Source organism: Streptomyces sp. NPDC048696 (assembly GCF_043198895.1).
In the GTDB taxonomy this organism is placed as follows: domain Bacteria; phylum Actinomycetota; class Actinomycetes; order Streptomycetales; family Streptomycetaceae; genus Streptomyces.
On the sequence record NZ_JBICVJ010000006.1, the window covers coordinates 352557 to 364789 of the forward strand.

At 73.0% G+C, this 12233-nt stretch carries 12 protein-coding genes and 1 pseudogene; 6 read left to right on the plus strand and 7 right to left on the minus strand.

The features are described 5' to 3' along the window. Nucleotides 1–37: 37 nt before the first annotated feature. On the minus strand, nt 38–886 hold the full coding sequence (locus ACGFRG_RS15575) for a helix-turn-helix domain-containing protein (protein ID WP_361419464.1): 849 nt from the start codon (nt 884–886) through the stop codon (nt 38–40). Between the two features lie 247 nt (nt 887–1133). On the opposite strand from ACGFRG_RS15575, the gene ACGFRG_RS15580 reads away from it, so the two are divergent. Beyond that, complete coding sequence (locus ACGFRG_RS15580) at nt 1134–3170, plus strand: putative Ig domain-containing protein (protein WP_361419461.1); 2037 nt, start codon at nt 1134–1136, stop codon at nt 3168–3170. 75 nt (nt 3171–3245) lie between these two features. Here ACGFRG_RS15580 and ACGFRG_RS15585 read toward each other — a convergent pair whose 3' ends face one another. Genes ACGFRG_RS15585 through ACGFRG_RS15595 form a run of 3 tightly spaced genes read right to left on the minus strand, consistent with a single transcriptional unit; the run spans nt 3246 to nt 5271 of the window. Continuing rightward, nucleotides 3246–3914 carry a methyltransferase domain-containing protein gene (locus ACGFRG_RS15585; RefSeq protein WP_393264182.1) on the minus strand — a complete coding sequence of 223 codons (669 nt, stop codon included), beginning with the start codon at nt 3912–3914 and terminating at the stop codon, nt 3246–3248. Next, a complete protein-coding gene (locus ACGFRG_RS15590) occupies nt 3911–4564 on the minus strand; it encodes a DUF2064 domain-containing protein (protein WP_393264185.1) in 654 nt (217 codons plus the stop codon). The genes ACGFRG_RS15585 and ACGFRG_RS15590 overlap by 4 nt, the downstream gene beginning before the upstream one ends. Beyond that, nucleotides 4561–5271, minus strand: coding sequence for a glycosyltransferase family 2 protein (locus tag ACGFRG_RS15595; protein WP_393264187.1), 711 nt, complete (start codon nt 5269–5271; stop codon nt 4561–4563). Before ACGFRG_RS15595 ends, ACGFRG_RS15590 begins: the two co-directional genes overlap by 4 nt. Nucleotides 5272–5396: 125 nt before the next feature. Here ACGFRG_RS15595 and ACGFRG_RS15600 point away from each other — a divergent pair, with 125 nt between their 5' ends. Both ACGFRG_RS15600 and ACGFRG_RS15605 read left to right on the plus strand, forming a co-directional pair. Continuing rightward, on the plus strand, nt 5397–6176 hold the full coding sequence (locus ACGFRG_RS15600) for a response regulator transcription factor (RefSeq protein ID WP_361419449.1): 780 nt from the start codon (nt 5397–5399) through the stop codon (nt 6174–6176). A gap of 1 nt (nt 6177) precedes the next feature. After that, nucleotides 6178–7290: a HAMP domain-containing sensor histidine kinase gene (locus ACGFRG_RS15605; protein ID WP_361419446.1), complete on the plus strand. Its 1113-nt coding sequence runs from the start codon at nt 6178–6180 to the stop codon at nt 7288–7290. A gap of 44 nt (nt 7291–7334) precedes the next feature. Here ACGFRG_RS15605 and ACGFRG_RS15610 read toward each other — a convergent pair whose 3' ends face one another. Then, a complete protein-coding gene (locus ACGFRG_RS15610) occupies nt 7335–8354 on the minus strand; it encodes an NAD-dependent epimerase/dehydratase family protein (RefSeq protein ID WP_361419443.1) in 1020 nt (339 codons plus the stop codon). 78 nt (nt 8355–8432) lie between these two features. Here ACGFRG_RS15610 and ACGFRG_RS15615 point away from each other — a divergent pair, with 78 nt between their 5' ends. Continuing rightward, nucleotides 8433–8744, plus strand: a complete 312-nt coding sequence (locus tag ACGFRG_RS15615) for a 4a-hydroxytetrahydrobiopterin dehydratase (protein WP_361419440.1) — start codon at nt 8433–8435, stop codon at nt 8742–8744. A gap of 33 nt (nt 8745–8777) precedes the next feature. On the opposite strand, the gene ACGFRG_RS15620 is transcribed toward ACGFRG_RS15615, so the two are convergent. After that, entirely contained in the window at nt 8778–9656 is an 879-nt protein-coding gene (locus ACGFRG_RS15620; protein ID WP_361419437.1) for a sigma-70 family RNA polymerase sigma factor, read from the minus strand. A 383-nt stretch (nt 9657–10039) separates the two neighbouring features. Between ACGFRG_RS15620 and ACGFRG_RS15625 the strand changes: the two are divergent. Both ACGFRG_RS15625 and ACGFRG_RS15630 read left to right on the plus strand, forming a co-directional pair. After that, nucleotides 10040–10249 (plus strand): annotated as a pseudogene (locus ACGFRG_RS15625) (helix-turn-helix transcriptional regulator); the annotation flags it as partial. A gap of 62 nt (nt 10250–10311) precedes the next feature. Then, a complete protein-coding gene (locus tag ACGFRG_RS15630; RefSeq protein WP_393264192.1) occupies nt 10312–11286 on the plus strand; it encodes a class I SAM-dependent methyltransferase in 975 nt (324 codons plus the stop codon). A gap of 99 nt (nt 11287–11385) precedes the next feature. Here ACGFRG_RS15630 and ACGFRG_RS15635 read toward each other — a convergent pair whose 3' ends face one another. Then, complete coding sequence (locus ACGFRG_RS15635; protein WP_361419434.1) at nt 11386–12228, minus strand: aldo/keto reductase; 843 nt, start codon at nt 12226–12228, stop codon at nt 11386–11388. Nucleotides 12229–12233 lie beyond the last annotated feature (5 nt).

Genomic DNA, 12233 nt, shown 5'->3' on the forward strand with positions numbered 1-12233 from the left:
GCAGTTCCCCGCGCCCCTTTGGGGCGCGCGGCACCGCTCAGCCGGTGCCCACCCCCCGCCGCGCCGCGCCCCCCTCCCGTACGCGCTGGATCGGCTCCGCGCTGTCCCACAGCGTCTGGAACGCGAGGCGCAGGCAGGCCGCGAGGGCCGGGTGCTCGATGTAGAGCGCGGTCGTCGCGCCCGTGCCCGCGACCGGGTCCGGCATGTCGCACAGCACCAGCGACGCGTCCGCGATGACGAGTTTGAGCGGCAGTTCCTCGGTGAAGCGGGCCTCCTCGCCCGCCTCGCCGAAGCGGGCGACGTTCTCCAGGACCTCGTCGTCGCTCAGCGCGTCGTAGGTGTACAGGGCGCGCACGGTGCCGCCGCCCCGCCGCAGCCGCCGGGCGGCCTTGAGGCCCGGGAGGTTGGCGGCGGGGGCCACGAACGGCGGGCGGCAGAACGTGAGGAGTTCGGTGTCGGCCTGGTCCTGGATGTCCGCGAAGCGCTCGGCGATGGTCTTGGGGTCGCGCAGCACCTGGATGTAGTCCAGCGGGTCGGTGTGCGAGCGCCCGGCCGACCAGAGCGGCAGCAGCGCCGCCGTGAGCCCGGTGGAGACATGTTCCAGCCGTTCGAGGGTCTCGCGCTGCCGGGTCATCAGCCGGGCGAGCGCGAGCTCCGGGGCCACCGCCCCGAAGGTGGCGACCTTCCCGCCGTGCGCGACGGCCAGCTGGGCCCGCACGAGCCCGTCCAGCACGTCGTAGACGCGCTGCCGCGGCACCTCCGCCTCCCTGGCGACCTGCGCGGCCGTATACGAGTCGCGCCGCACCAGCGCGAGATAGACCCGCGCCTCGTAGCGCGACAGTCCGAGGGCGACGAGGTCGTTGACCGACTCCTGTTCCGGCTCCATGGTCAACCACGGTATAGCGCGATCAGTGAAGCGTGATCCAGCCGAATCCGACGAGAATCCTTGCCTTTTGCTTTGCCGTAGGAGAGTTGTCGGCGACGGGCGGGTGTCCTACGGTCAACGATGCCACCACTCAGCAGGGTGGCACTTTCTCAGAGGCGATCTTGTCATGCACGCGACATTGATCCCCGGGCAGTCGCCTCCGCTCGCCCTCATCCCGGCGAGCCAACCCCCCATGGAGGGCAGTTCCATGTACGCGAAGAGACCCTTCGGACTCAGAAGACCGACCGGCCGAGCCACCACCGCGCTGCTGTCCCTCGCCGCGTTCGCCACCGGTGGGCTCATAGCCGCCGCCCCGTCCGTCTCCGCCGCCCCGTCGGCGCCCGCGCACAGTGCCGCCACCTCGACCGCCGCCACTTCTACCGCCGCCCAGACCACTGCCGCCCCCACCCAGCGGCTGTGCGCCCAGGCCACCAAGCCGGGCCGGATGTCCTGCCTGGCCCTGGCCCGTACCGATGTGAAGCACCACCTCGGCATCGTGCCGAACGCCGCGCCGTCCGGCTACGGCCCCTCCGACCTCCAGAGCGCCTACGCCCTGCCGTCGGGCGGCTCCGGCGCCACCGTGGCGATCGTCGACGCCTACGACGACCCCAACGCCGAGTCGGACCTGGCCACTTACCGCTCGCAGTACGGTCTGCCCGCCTGCACCACGGCCAACGGCTGCTTCAAGAAGGTGGACCAGAACGGCGGCACCAGCTACCCCACGGCCGACTCCGGCTGGGCCGGTGAGATCTCCCTCGACGTCGACATGGTCAGCGCCGTCTGCCCGTCGTGCCACATCCTGCTCGTCGAGGCGAACCAGCCCTCGATGGCCGACCTGGGTACCGCGGTGAACCGCGCGGTCACCATGGGCGCCAAGTACGTCTCCAACAGCTACGGCGGCAGCGAGGACGCCACCGACCCGTCGTCGGACTCCTCGTACTTCAACCACCCCGGCGTCGCCATCACCGTCTCCTCCGGTGACAGCGGCTACGGCGTCGAGTACCCGGCCGCCTCCCAGTACGTGACCTCGGTCGGCGGCACCTCGCTGAGCCGCGCGAGCAACGCGCGCGGCTGGTCCGAGTCCGTCTGGGGCACCAGCTCCGGCGGCCAGGGCGCGGGCTCCGGCTGCTCCGCGTACGACCCCAAGCCGTCCTGGCAGTCGGACAGCGGCTGCCAGAAGCGCACTGTCGCCGACGTCTCGGCCGTCGCCGACCCGGCCACCGGCCTCGCGGTGTACGACAGTTACCAGGCCACCGGCTGGAACGTGTACGGCGGCACCAGCGCCTCCTCGCCGATCATCGCGGGCGTCTACGCCCTGGCGGGCACCCCGGCCTCGGGCAGCTACCCGGCCTCCTACCCGTACGCCCACGCCTCGTCGCTCAACGACGTGACGTCCGGCGCCAACGGCTCCTGCGGCAACTACCTCTGCCAGGCGGGCACCGGCTACGACGGCCCGACGGGCCTCGGCACCCCGAACGGCGCCGCGGCGTTCACCGGCGGCACCAGCACCGGCAACACCATCACGGTGAGCAACCCGGGCAACCAGAGCTCCCAGATCAACACCGCCGTATCGCTCCAGATCAAGGCCACCGACTCGGACACCAGCCAGACCCTGACCTACAGCGCCTCGGGTCTGCCGGCCGGTCTGTCCATCAACTCCTCGACCGGTCTGATCTCCGGCACCCCGACGGCCGCCGGCACCTCCAACGTGAGCGTCACCGTCAAGGACGCCACCCAGGCCTCCGGCAGCACCTCGTTCAGCTGGACCGTCAACCAGCCCGGCGGCGGCTGCCAGCCCGCCCAGCTGCTCGGCAACCCCGGCTTCGAGACCGGCTCCGCGGCCCCCTGGTCCGCCACGGCCGGTGTGATCGACAACAGCAGCAGCGAGCCCGCGCACTCCGGCTCGTGGAAGGCGTGGCTGGACGGCTACGGCACCACCCACACCGACACGCTCTCGCAGACCGTGTCCATCCCGGCCGGCTGCCACGCGAGCCTCAGCTTCTACCTGCACATCGACACCAGCGAGACGACCGCCAACACCGCCTACGACAAGCTGACGGTGACGGCCGGCTCGACCACCCTGGCGACCTACTCCAACCTCAACAAGAACACCGGTTACGCGCTGAAGACGTTCGACCTGTCCTCGCTCGCGGGGTCCACGGTGACCATCAAGTTCAACGGCACCGAGGACGTCAGCCTGCAGACGTCGTTCGTCGTCGACGACACGGCGCTGAACATCAGTTGATGCCCCCCACCACGGGGTGACGGGGGTGGGCCCGGACCTGGCGGCGACGCCGAGTCCGGGCCCTTTCCGTCGCGTTCACCGTCTGCGCAGCGCGACGAAAGGGCGTCCGGACGACGTCCAGCGGTGCGCCGCGTACCAGCCGGTGGCGTGCGCGTAGCGGAGCAGGGCGGCGGTGCCGAGCCGGGACCAGGGGAAGCCGGACCCGAAGGCGCCCCGGCCGTCGGCGACCCGCACCTCGACGCTCTCGTCCACGTCGAACGGCGCCACCTCCACAATCAACTGGCCCTTGCGCTCGACCAGTTGGGCCGCGCGGGCGAGCAGCGCGGCCGGGTCGCCGCCGATGCCGACATTGCCGTCGACGAGCAGTGCGGTCTGCCAGCGGCCCTCGCCCGGCAGCGGGTCGAAGACCGACCGGCACAGGGCGCTGCCGCCCGAGCGCTGGGTGCGCCGGACGGCCTCGGGGCTCACGTCGACGCCCAGCGCGGCCGTGCCGAGCGCCGCGAGCGCCACCACCAGACGCCCGGGACCGCACCCGATGTCGAGCACGGCGCCGCGACATCGCCGCAGCACGGTCAGATCGGCCGCGTCCGGCGCGGCGCACCACCGCTCCACCTCCAGCGGCAGCAGCCAGCCGTCGTGCCGGTGCAGGAACAGCGGCCCGCGCCCGCTGCGGATCGCGTCCGTGTACGGGTCGGCCCGCCAGGCGAGGGCCGCGGGCGTCACGGCCGCGGCGGTCGTGGTCATCGGGCGAAGTCCCGCCGCCGGGCCCCGGCCTCGGCGACCGCCCGCGCGAACCGTCCGTGCGGCGCCCGGGCCGTCACCTCCCGTACGTCGTCCGCCGTGTCGACATCGCGCAGCGGCGGCAGATCACGGACCGTCAGACCCGCGTCGAGCAGCCGCCGCCGCTGGACCGCGCCCGTGTGGGGTACGGACATGGGCACCCCGCGCAGCAGCGCCGGGTCGGGGGAGGTCAGGCCGAGGGACCAGAAGCCGCCGTCGGCCGCCGGGCCGAACCACGCCTCGCCCGGCGGCCGCTCGCACAGCGCCGGGGCCAGCAGCGCCGGGGTCACCTGCGGGGTGTCCATCCCGATCAGCAGGGTAGGGCCCGGGTCGAGCGCGAAGGCCGCCGCCAGCCGTTCGTCCAGGCCCCCCGCGCACTGCGGGACGACCTCGATGCCCGGCGGGAGCCAGCGGCCGGGGGCGCCGTCGAGGACCAGGATCCGGCGGCGCGCCGGGGCCGCGAGCACCGCGTCGAGCGTGTCGGCGAGCGCCGCCTCGGCGAGCCGGGCGGCCTCCTCGGGCGAGTACGGCGGGGTCAGCCGGGTCTTGACCCGGCCCGGCACCGGCGCCTTGGCGATCACCAGGAGGGCGACCGGCGCGCTGCGGGCCGTCACCGGGCGCTCGCCGCGGTGGCCGTCCGGCCGGGCCCGGCCGGCAGGGCGAGCACCGCCCGCATGTCCCGCACCGCGTGCCAGGTGCCCCGCCAGGTGCCGGTCACCTTCGACTTTCCCGTACGCGGCAGATACGGCACGTCCCGCTCGCGCACCCGCCACCCGGCGTCCGAGGCGCGCACCACCATCTCCAGCGGATAGCCGCTGCGCCGGTCGGCGATGCCCAGGTCGAGCAGTGCGGCGCGGCGGGCCGCCCGCAGCGGGCCGAGGTCGTGCAGGCGCATCCCGGTGCGCCGGCGCAGCATCCGGGCCAGGGCCAGGTTCCCGGCCCGCGCGTGCGGCGGCCAGGCCCCGCGCGCGGTGGGCCGACGCCGGCCGAGGACGAGATCGGCGTCACCGCGGGCCACTTCCCGTACGAAGGAATCGAGGAGGGCGGGATCGAGCGAGCCGTCGCAGTCGCAGAAGCAGACGTACTCGGCCTCGGCCGCGAGCAGCCCGGCGTGGCAGGCCGCGCCGAAGCCGCGCCGGGCCTCGTGCACGACGGTCGCGCCGAGCGCGCGGGCGATGTCGGCCGAGCCGTCGGTCGAGCCGTTGTCGACGACCAGGGCCCGCCAGCCGTCGGGGATCCGGGCCAGCACCCAGGGCAGTGCCTCGGCTTCGTCGAGGCAGGGGAGTACGACGTCCACCGTCGTGGGGATCGAGTCGGTCACGTCCCACACGGTACGAAGTTGAAGCGGACAAATCGGGACATCGGCTTCTTACGAAACACGGACGTCCGTATCGGTCCGCCATCCGGGCACAGACACCGCCTCCCGGCGGGTGCGACGCTTGGGCCATGCAGAACGCTCAGCACCGCATCCTCGTCGTCGACGACGACCCGACCGTGGCCGAGGTCGTCACCGGCTATCTGGAACGCGCCGGGTACCAGGTCGACCACGCGGCCGACGGGCCCGCCGCCCTGCGCACGGCCGCCGCGCGCTGGCCCGACCTGGTCGTCCTCGACCTCATGCTTCCCGGTATGGACGGCCTGGAGGTCTGCCGTACGCTGCGGGGCACCGGGCCGGTACCGGTGATCATGCTCACCGCGCGCGGCGACGAGGGCGACCGGGTGCTCGGCCTGGAGATAGGGGCGGACGACTACGTGACCAAGCCGTTCAGTCCGCGCGAGCTGGTGCTGCGCGTGGACTCCGTGCTGCGCCGCAGTCGCGCCGCCGCGCTGCCGGGGCCGCGGATCAGCCGCGCGGGCATCGTCCTGGACCCGGCCGCCCGCCGCGCCTCCAAGCAGGGCCGCGAACTCGCCCTGACCCTGCGGGAGTTCGACCTGCTGGCGTATCTGGTCGGCCACCCGGGCGAGGCGATCACCCGGGAACGGCTGATGCACGACGTGTGGGGCTGGGAGTTCGGCGATCTGTCGACGGTCACGGTCCATGTGCGACGGCTGCGCGGCAAGATCGAGGACGACCCGGCCAAACCGCGGCTGATCCAGACGGTGTGGGGGGTGGGGTACCGGTTCGAGGGGGAGCCGGTCCAGGAGGCGCCGCCCGAGCAGAGCCAAGCCGGAACGCAGGCGTCCGGCGCCGAGGCGGACGCCCCCGGCGCCGGGGCGGAGGGCTGACGTGCGCGACATCCTCCTCATCGCCGTCTACGCCTTCCTCGGCGCCGGGGCCGCGGGCCTGCTCGGGGCGCTCGCGCTGCGGCTGCTGCGCCACCGTTCCGTCACCGCGTCCCTCGCCGTCGTGGCGGCCGTCGCCGTCACCGCGATGCTCGCCGGGACGCTCGCGGTGGCCTGGGAGATGTTCCTGTCCTCGCACGACCTGAAGGTCGTCACCCTCGTCATCGCCATGGCCGCGGCCGTCTCGCTCGCCACCGCGCTCATCCTGGGCCGCCGGGTCGTCGCCAGCAGCCGCCAACTCGCCCTGGCCGCACGCTCGTTCGGCGACGGCGGCAGCTTCGCCGCACCCGAGGGGCCGGCCACCGCCGAACTCGCCGCGCTCAGCCGCGAGCTCGCCGCCACCAGCGCCAAACTGTCCGCCTCCCGCGAGCGCGAACGCGCCCTTGAGACCTCCCGCCGCGAGCTCGTCGCCTGGATCTCGCACGATCTGCGCACCCCGCTCGCGGGGCTGCGGGCCATGGCCGAGGCCCTGGAGGACGGCATGGCCAAGGACCCCGACCGCTACTTCCGGCAGATCCGCACCGAGGTCGAACGGCTCAACGGCATGGTCGGCGACCTCTTCGAGCTCTCCCGCATCCACGCCGGCGCGCTCGCCCTCAACCCGGCCCGGATGTCCGTGCACGACCTGGTCGGCGACGCGCTGGCGGGCGCCGACCCGCTCGCCCGCGAGCACGGCGTACGGCTGGTGGGCGAACGCGTCGAGCCCGTCCCGGTCGAGGTCGACGGCAAGGAGATGACCCGGGTCCTGGCCAACCTGCTGGTCAACGCGATCCGGCACACCCCGGCCGACGGCACGGTCGCGGTCGCCGCCGAGGCCCGCGCGGAGTCGGTGGTGCTCTCGGTGACCGACGGCTGCGGCGGCATCCCGGACGACGATCTGACCCGCGTCTTCGACACCGGCTGGCGCGGCACCGAGGCCCGTACCCCGCCGGGCGGCGCGGGTCTGGGCCTGGCGATCGTGCGGGGCATCGTCGAGGCCCACGCGGGCAGCGCCGCCGTCCACAATGTGCACGGCGGCTGCCGCTTCGAGCTGATACTCCCGGCGGCCCGCTCCTGACGGCCTGACAGCCTGACTGTTCTGTCGCCCAACGGTCCGCCGGATCAGGTCACGGGTGCCACCGGCCGCAGCTCGGCCCGCGCGAACTCCGTCATCCCCTCGGCGAACCCCACCGCCGGGCGCCAGCCCAGCTCCTCGCGCAGCCGGGCCGAGTCGGCGGTGATGTGCCGGACGTCGCCGAGCCGGTACTCGCCGGTCACCACCGGCGCCGGACCGCCGTACGCGTCGGCCAGCGCCCCGGCCATCTCGCCGACCGTGTGCGGGGTCCCGCTGCCCGTGTTGTACGCGGTGAGGGCGCCCGGGGCCCGGTCCCGTACGGCCTCCAGGGCCACCGCGTTCGCCGCCGCCACATCGCGTACGTGCACGAAGTCACGGCGCTGGCGGCCGTCCTCGAAGACCCGGGGCGCCTCGCCGCGCGCGAGCGCCGAGCGGAAGAAGGACGCGACGCCCGCGTACGGCGTGTCGCGCGGCATCCCCGGCCCGTACACATTGTGGTAGCGCAGCGACACCGCCCGGCCCCCGGTCGCCCGCGCCCAGGCAGCCGCCAGGTGCTCCTGCGCCAGCTTGGTCGTCGCGTACACGTTGCGCGGGTCGACGGGCGCGTTCTCCGAGACCAGACCCGGCGTCAGCGGCGCCGCGCAGTGCGGGCAGAGCGGCTCGAACCGGCCCGCCGCCAGCTCCTCGTACGGCCGGGGCCCGGGGCGTACGGGCCCGTGACGCACACAGTCGTAGCGCCCCTCCCCGTACACCACCATCGACCCGGCGAGGACGAGGTCGCGCACCTGTGCCTCGGCCATGGCGGCCAGCAGCACCGCCGTGCCCAGGTCGTTGTGGGACACGTAGTCGGGCGCGTCGGCGAAGTCGGCGCCCAGGCCCACCATGGCTGCCTGGTGGCAGACGGCGTCGACACCGCGCAGCGCGCGGGCGACCGCCGCCGGGTCGCGGACGTCGTCGGCCGGGTGGACCGCGCGGTCGAGGACGACCGGTTCATGGCCCCGGGAGGAGAGGGCCGAGACGATCTGCGAGCCGATGAAGCCCGCGCCTCCCGTGACAAGTACACGCATAGGGGCGACGCTACGGAGACACAGTCGCGGACGCCGCGTCCCACACCGCACCGTCATCGCCTCGTAAGGAGTCCGGTCATGCCCGTTGAGCCGCTGTCGCAGAAGGACATCGAGGACCGCCTGCGCGAACTGCCGGGCTGGTCGCTCTCGGACGGCCGGGACCGCATCGGCCGCACCTTTTCACTCGCCTCGCACTTCGCGGCCACCGCGATGGTGATCCACATCGCCCAGATCCAGGACGAGCTGAACCACCACTCGGATCTGACCCTCGGCTACAACACGGTGGCCCTCACCGTGAACTCGCACGACGCGGGCGGCGCGGTCACCGAGAAGGACTTCGAGCTGGCGCACCGCGTCGAGGCGATCGCCGCCGGCCACGGCGCGGGCTGACGCCCGCGGCCGTGGCTCGGGGAGCGCGTCGGGTCAGGCGTCGAGCACCGAGACGTCGACCCGGCGCAGCCGCTCCAGGTCCGCGAGGATGTTGATCTCGACGATCCGGTCGTCCCGGACGGTGAAGCCGAGCACCGCCATCGGCGTGCCCTGCGGTGCGTTGACCACGCCCATCGCGCCGTTGACCAGGGCCAGCTGGGCGTACTGGGAGTACTGCTTGAACGAGAGCGCGTTCTGGACCACCGCGTGCGCGCCCAGCACCGTCTTGTTCGGGGTGAGCGAGCCGCGGCCGTAGTCGGCGCGCAGCACGATGTCCGGGTCGAGGGTGGCGAGCAGCGCGTCGAAGTCGCCGCCGCGCGCGGCCGTGAGGAACGCGTCGACCACCTTCCGCTGCCGGTTGAGGTCCGGGTCCGGGGCGGCCGTGCCCTGCACCCGGCGGCGCGCCCGGCTCGCCAGCTGCCGGGTCGCGGCCGGGGTGCGGTCCACGATCGTGGCGATCTCCTCGAACGGCACGCCGAACATGTCGTGCAGCACGAACGCCAGCCGCTCGGCCGGGGCCAGCGTGTCCAGCACGACCAGCAGCGCCAGCCCCACCGAGTCGGCGAGCAGCGCCTCGTGCTCGGGGTCGATCCGGTCGGGCCGGCTGACGATCGGGTCGGGCACATGGACGTCCAGCGGGTCCTCGCGCCGGGCCTGGCGCGAGCGCAGCATGTCCAGGCAGACCCGGGAGACGACCGTCGTCAGCCAGCCGTTCAGGTTCTCCACGCCCGCGCTGGAGCTGTCGGCCCGCAACCAGGCTTCCTGGACGGCGTCCTCGGCTTCGCTCAGTGAGCCGAGCATCCGGTAGGCGACCGCCCGCAGGCGCGGCCGGTTCTCCTCGAATCGCTCTGCCAGGGATTCGTTATCGTCCATCGGTCAGGTCCTTTGTAGCGCGCGTCGTCAAGAATGCAGTGACAGACAAGAACCTAGTCCGAAGGAATGACTTAGGGGCGAACGACAAGCCCCTTATGCCGTAATCAGGTGCTCACTATGGGTGTGGTTTTGATCACGGCTGGTTTCGGTCATATGGCTGGAGAGTCACTGTCCAGGAGTTTTTCCACCACTCATCGTCCCTCCGGGAGCTGCCAGTCGCCGGCCGCCGCGGCGTCCCGCACGAAGTCCGCGAACGCCTTGGGTTCGCGGCCGAGGACGCGCTGGACGCCGTCCGTGGTCGAGGAGTTGTGGCCGTCGAGCAGGGTCGTGAACAGGCCCGCCAGCCACTCGGCCTCCGGCTCGGCGAGCCCGTACGTCACCAGCAGGCCGGGCTCGCGCGGCGGTTCGGCGAGCTGGTGGGAGAGCCGCCGATGGCGTACCTCACGGGGTGGCGGCTCGCGCTGGCCGCCGATCTGCTGCGGGAGACGGACGCCACCGTCGAGGCGATCGCCCGCCGGGTGGGATACGGCGGGGCCTTCGCGCTGAGTGCCGCCTTCAAACGGGTACGGGGAATCAGCCCCCAGGATCACCGCGCGTTTTGCCGGAACGGCAAGGAATCTCCCGGATCGGTGGCGTACGAGGGCAGGGTGGAGCCATGAGCGACATTCACGGCCACGACGGCCACGACAGCGATGCGAGCGGCGGCCACGGTGCGGACGGCGGCCACGGCGGCCACGGCGGTCGCGGTGCGCACCGCCACGGGCATGCGCATGGCCACGACCACAGCGACCTCGACTGGGCGTCCATGGCGCCGATGCTGGTGCGCAGCGGCGAGCTGTACTCGCCCGTCTACCGGCAGGCCGCGGCCTGGATCGGTGAGCGGCGGCCGCTGGGCGAGGTGCGCCGCATCCTCGACATCGGCAGCGGCCCGGGCGTGGTGACCTGCCTGCTCGCCGAGGTGTTCCCGGCGGCGGAGGTCGTCGCGGTCGACGCCGCACGCCCGCTCCTGGACCATGCGCGGGCGCGGGCGGAACGCCTCGGTCTGGCGGACCGGTTCAGCACGATCGAGGCCGAACTCCCGGACGGCATCGGGGAGTTGGGCGAGGCCGATCTCATCTGGGCGGGCAACTCGCTGCACCACATCGGCGACCAGCGCGCGGCGCTCGCGCGGTTCGCCGAACTGCTGCGGCCCGGCGGCACCATGGCGCTCGTCGAGGGTGGCCTGCCGAGCCGGTATCTGCCGCGCGACATCGGGATGGGGCGGCCCGGACTCCAGGCGCGGTTCGACGTCGTGGTGGACGAGTGGTTCAGCCGGATGCGGGCGGAGCTGCCCGGGGCCAAGGAGGAGACCGAGGACTGGGCGGCGCTGCTCGCGTCGGCCGGCCTGACGCCGACGGGCACCCGCACCTTCCTCATCGACCGCCCGGCGCCGCTGGAGCCGGAGGTGCGCGAGCAGGTCGTGAACGACTTCAGCTGGGCGTGGGAGGCGGTCGGCCAGGAGCTGGCGCCGGAGGACCAGGCGGTGGTGCGGCGGCTGCTCGACCCGGCGGACGAGGCGTCTCTGGCGCGGCGCCAGGATGTGTTCATGCTGGCCGCGCGCTCGATCCATACGGCGAGGCGGGACGGATAGGTCCCTCCGAACGCACCGATGCCGCCGCCCGGGCTGTCCCGGTCGGCGGCATCGGCGTACCGCGTCACTTCCCGACTGCGTACTCGGCTGCGGCCGGGCTCAGTTCCAGTCGAAGTCGTCCGGGTCCGGACCCAGCCGCTTGGACTCGTTGAGGGCGGCGATCGCCGTCATGTCCTCCGTGTCGAGCTCGAAGCCGAACACGTCGAAGTTCTCGGCGATGCGCGAGGGCGTCACCGACTTGGGGATGGCGATGGTGCCGAGCTGGAGGTGCCAGCGCAGCACGACCTGGGCCGGGGTCTTCGCGTACTTCTGTGCGATCGCAACGATCGTCGGGACCTGAAGGAGGTCCTTGCCCTGGCCCAGCGGCGACCAGGCCTCGGTGGCGATGCCGTGCTCGGCGTGGAAGGCGCGGAGCTCGTCCTGGGCGAGCTGCGGGTGGAGCTCCACCTGGTTGACGGCCGGGACGACGCCCGACTCGTCGATGACGCGGCGCAGCTGCGGCTCCTTGAAGTTGGAGACGCCGATCGCCTTGGCGCGGCCGCTCTTGGCGATCTCGCCGAACGCGTTCCAGATCGTCACGTAGTCCTCGCGCATCGCGCGCGGCCAGTGGATCAGATACAGGTCGACGTAGTCGAGGCCGAGCTTCGACAGGGAGGCGTCGAACTCGCGCAGCACACCGTCGCGCGTCCACGTCTCGTTCGCGCTGTTCCACAGCTTCGTGGTGACGAACAGCTCCTCGCGCGCCACACCGGCCGACGCGATCGCCTTTCCGGTGCCCACTTCGTTCTCGTAGATGGCGGCGGTGTCGATCGACCGGTATCCGGCCTCGATCGCGGTGCTCACCGCCTGCGCGGCCTCGTCGTCCGGCACCTGCCAGACACCGAAACCGAGCTGCGGCATCTCGACGCCGTTGTTGAGGGTGATGGAGGGGACCTTGCTCACGAGCG

Coding starts and splice junctions, on each gene's coding strand:
- ACGFRG_RS15575 (WP_361419464.1), bottom strand. CDS start 886: ATGGAGCCGGAACAGGAGTCGGTCAACGACCTCGTCGCCCTCGGACTG.
- ACGFRG_RS15580 (WP_361419461.1), top strand. CDS start 1,134: ATGTACGCGAAGAGACCCTTCGGACTCAGAAGACCGACCGGCCGAGCC.
- ACGFRG_RS15585 (WP_393264182.1), bottom strand. CDS start 3,914: ATGACCACGACCGCCGCGGCCGTGACGCCCGCGGCCCTCGCCTGGCGG.
- ACGFRG_RS15600 (WP_361419449.1), top strand. CDS start 5,397: ATGCAGAACGCTCAGCACCGCATCCTCGTCGTCGACGACGACCCGACC.
- ACGFRG_RS15610 (WP_361419443.1), bottom strand. CDS start 8,354: ATGCGTGTACTTGTCACGGGAGGCGCGGGCTTCATCGGCTCGCAGATC.
- ACGFRG_RS15615 (WP_361419440.1), top strand. CDS start 8,433: ATGCCCGTTGAGCCGCTGTCGCAGAAGGACATCGAGGACCGCCTGCGC.
- ACGFRG_RS15620 (WP_361419437.1), bottom strand. CDS start 9,656: ATGGACGATAACGAATCCCTGGCAGAGCGATTCGAGGAGAACCGGCCG.
- ACGFRG_RS15630 (WP_393264192.1), top strand. CDS start 10,312: ATGAGCGACATTCACGGCCACGACGGCCACGACAGCGATGCGAGCGGC.